The sequence below is a fragment of the uncultured Campylobacter sp. genome (assembly GCF_937997595.1).
Taxonomy (GTDB): Bacteria; Campylobacterota; Campylobacteria; order Campylobacterales; family Campylobacteraceae; genus Campylobacter_B.
The window spans coordinates 1-3,880 of record NZ_CALKTS010000345.1 but is presented as its reverse complement, the minus strand read 5'-3'; the positions used below and the strand labels follow the sequence as shown (position 1 = coordinate 3,880).

1 protein-coding gene and 2 pseudogenes are annotated in these 3,880 nt (G+C 40.8%); all 3 read left to right on the top strand.

Translation table 11 applies throughout. From position 1 onward, the window contains the following. Positions 1-1,392: pseudogene (locus tag Q0614_RS11685) on the top strand (STT3 domain-containing protein); the annotation flags it as partial. Positions 1,393-1,646: 254 nt separating this feature from the next. After that, positions 1,647-2,231 carry a hypothetical protein gene (locus Q0614_RS11680; protein ID WP_297881510.1) on the top strand — a complete coding sequence of 195 codons (585 nt, stop codon included), beginning with the start codon at positions 1,647-1,649 and terminating at the stop codon, positions 2,229-2,231. A 357-nt stretch (positions 2,232-2,588) separates the two neighbouring features. After that, positions 2,589-3,880, top strand: a pseudogene (locus Q0614_RS11675) (5-methyltetrahydropteroyltriglutamate--homocysteine S-methyltransferase); the annotation flags it as partial.

Sequence of the window (3,880 nt, the reverse complement as noted above, 5' to 3'; positions counted from 1 at the left end):
TATTTTTTAATGATTAAAATTCTAAGCCATAAAAGCAAAAAAGCTCTTTGGATTTTGGGTACGATCGCCGTAATTACGTTCGTCATATTCGGCGGACTTGTGCCTATAGCAGTACAGCTTAAAGCATACATCTTAAAGGATGTAAGCAAAGAGGAAATTTTCTACTTCTACGGCGTTAGAAATACGGTCAAGGAGGTTGCCAATGCTAATTTTATAAAATTTGTGCTTGAATCTAGCGGGCATCTATTTATATTTATATGCGCCGTAGGAGGGTTGGCTCTACTACTGATAAAATTCCGTTCGTTTATATTAACCTTGCCGATGATAGCGCTTGGAGTTTTAGCACTTTTCGGTGGAACTCGCTTTACAATGTACGCTACACCGATGATAGCGCTTGGATTTGCTTATTTTATATATTTCACGCTGAATTACTTTGAAATACGCACCTGGCTTAGAAGTACTTTGTTAGCTATTTTAACCTGTTTAGCGATAATGCCTAGCATAGATTTTATTTATAAATTCCGAGTTGCGCCTACGCTTACGAAAGACTCCATAACGCCTCTTGCGAAGCTAAAAAATAAAGCCAGCAGAGAGGATTATGTGTTATCGTGGTGGGATTACGGATATTTAATCAGATATTACTCCGATGTAAAAGTAGTAGCTGATCCCGGAGGTAGGCAGGCAGGAGAATACACTTTTATGAGTGCGTTTTCCTTTAATAAAGATGAGGTAAGCTCTGCTAATATGGCAAGGCTTAATGTCGAATATATACAAAAGTTGCAAGGTAAAAAATTTGATCCTAAACTGGAAGATAAATTTAAACTAAATCTATATCAAATTCAAAAAGATTATGGCGAAGCGGATATCAATAAATTTTTAAGTTCTTTAAGCGATAAGAATTTCAAGCTTCCACGGAAAACTAGGGATATATATTATTATTTTGTACCGCACATGATAGATATATTGCCCAATATCTTAAGATTTTCTGCCGTAAATATAGAAACAGGTAAAGAGTCTTGGAATCCACTGGCTGTTATAGGCTATGATATTGAAATCGGTGAGGATGGGAAAAGTGCTAGCATAAATGGCGAGTATATGTTACCCAGTGCCGATCCCGAATATCTGATTCATAACGGCAAAAAGATACCGATCAACACATATTATCAAGTGAGCGAGGTAAACGGTAAGCTCGTTAAATTATCTAAGCAATTAGATAAGAATTCCGATCTTTATGTGATATTCTTACCGGACTACGAAAGAATATTGATTTTAGATGAAAAAGTCTTTGAATCGACTTTCATTCAGCTCTTCGTGCTAGAAAATTACGACAAAGACTTATTTGAGCCGATTTATTTAAGTAATTCTGCGCGGATTTACAAGTTATTAAGATAAATTTATATCCAGAGGAATACCGCGTAAATTCTTATTACGCTATACTTTTACAAAGCATATGTTACTAAGCGATAAAAAATTTATAATGTAAATTATATGGAGATTTAGAATTTATACTGGCTATAAATAAATTACAAAAATACTTAAAATTTTGTCACTAAAAATCGTAAATGTTATGTATTTACTTTAAATTTAGCCTAGGTTTCGAAGTGTGTCGCTATCATTAAGATGAAATTTCACCAAAAGGAGTAAAGATGAGAAATTTAGTTGCAAAAGTGGCGCTTCTTAGCTCTTTAGCTGCAGTAAGCGCGATGGCGGAGGGACTTTTCATAGGTGGCGAAGGCGGATACAATTTCAAAAACCAAGCTGCGGGTTTTGATGACGGACAGCCGCAGATCGGCGTTAAAGCCGGATATGACTTCGGCACGTTTAGAGCTTACGGTGGATATTTTTACGGATTTAAGGGCGAGGATTCTAGCTCGAATGCCAATTCGAAAAGAAAGGTTAAATGGAGCACGCACGATTTCGTAGCCGGTGCGGATTTTACGCCGGAGCTTTTCGGTAGATTTAAGCTCGTCCTAGGCGCTTACGCTGGGCTTTCGGTGCTAGATACTGAAGTTAAAATAGACTATAGCAATGGCGGCTGGGTTAGAGCGGACGATACGCTGGGTGGCTTCATTTTGGGCGGCAAGATAGGTACTGCGTATGAGTTTGGCTCCAATAGCGAGATTGAAATGGGCTTTAAAGCAAGCAAGGCGTGGTACAAAGACGGCGATTATATCGAAGATAACGACGGTAAAAAATACGGCGTTTACGCAGGATATAATTATAAATTCTAAGAATTTTTATATTTGAGGCATTGCACTGCTTTCATAGAGCCTTGATGCTCGGTGGCTTTGCAGAGTGTCAGGTAAGGCTAGCTTCGTCGCAAGGCTTTACTAATGATTTTAGTAGAATCTTGCGATGAGGTTTAAATTATGATGAATTTAACGCCTTTAAATTCAATCCTAAAATTTTAACTTACGGAATTTCGTCGATAAAAATTCCATTTCAGATTTTATTGGCTAAATTCCACCCCTGCGCTTTTGGATAAAATTTCGTTCATTTTCGAGATTAGATTAAAATTTTAATGACGGCAAAAGAAATTTTAGATAAAATCAACACTTTCATACCAAAATTTTACTCAAAGGATAGAGATGAAGAGTTACGTTACGGGCTTTCCGCGCATCGGAGAGCAGCGCGAGTTAAAGAAGGCTTTGGAGAGCTATTGGGCGGGCAAGTGCGATTATGACGCGCTAGAGCGGGTTGCTACAGAACTGAAAGATCGTCACATCAAATATCAGCTGGATGCTTGGAGCGGCCTAATTAGCGTAAACGACTTTTCATACTACGATCTGATGCTCGATACCAGCGTGCTTTTCGGCGTAATCCCGCAGCGCTTTGCGGCTCTTTCGGCGCATGAGCAGTATTTTGCGATGGCGCGCGGCAGTAAAGACGCAGTCGCGATGGAGATGACGAAGTGGTTTAACACAAACTACCACTATATCGTGCCTGAGATCTCTGCGTATGCGGAATTTAGCCTAAATCCTAGTAAAATTTTAAGCGAATACAAGGCCGCGAAGAATAACGATTTTAAGGACTCCTGCGCGCTAAAGATAAATTTAATTGGACCTATCACCTATATTGCGCTTAGCAAATCAAGCGACAAAAGCGATCCGCTCGCGCATTTAGACGCTCTTGCCGAGAAATATGAGGAGCTGCTAAAGCTTCTTAGCGAGCTTGATAGCGAGGTTATAGTTCAGATCGACGAGCCGATTTTCGTAACGGATCGCGCGGCTGAGCTAGCGCCAAAGATCGCGCCGATCTATCAGCGCCTAAGCAAGGTCGCAAGCAACGTAAAAATCATCTTTATGACCTATTTTGAGCACGCGACCGAGGCCGTGCGCGAGATAGTAAAGACCGATGTTTGGGCGATCGGGCTTGATTTTGTTTACGCAAGCGAAGAGAATATCAAAAAAGAGCTTCAAGCCTTAAAAGACGCTAAGACCGTGCTCTTTGCGGGCGTGATCGACGGGCGCAATATCTGGAAGAGCGACATCGACAAAAAGCTAGCTCAGCTCAAATCTATCGAAGCCTACGTGCCTAAGGAGCGCATCTACGTGGGTACCTCCTGCTCGCTTTTGCACGTGCCTTTGACGCTAAAATACGAGGACAAGCTAAGCGCTGAGATCAAATCCTGGCTAAGTTTCGCAGTCGAAAAACTAAGCGAAATTTCGATTTTAACCCATCTTTTCTTTGAAATTCCTATGTGCGAGCACGGCATGAAAGCTTACGAAGAAAATCAAAAATCTGCCAAAACTCGCGAGAGCTCGCCGCTCATCCACGACGAGAAGGTCTCTGCTCGCGTGAACTCGCTAAGTAAGCTTGAGCGCACCGATCGCTACGAGGATCGCATCAAGGTGCAGAAAAAAGAGCTTGGATATGGAAT

What these genes read in the sequence shown, in the direction of transcription:
- Q0614_RS11680 (WP_297881510.1), top strand. Translation starts at nt 1,647, where the DNA reads ATGAGAAATTTAGTTGCAAAAGTGGCGCTTCTTAGCTCTTTAGCTGCA.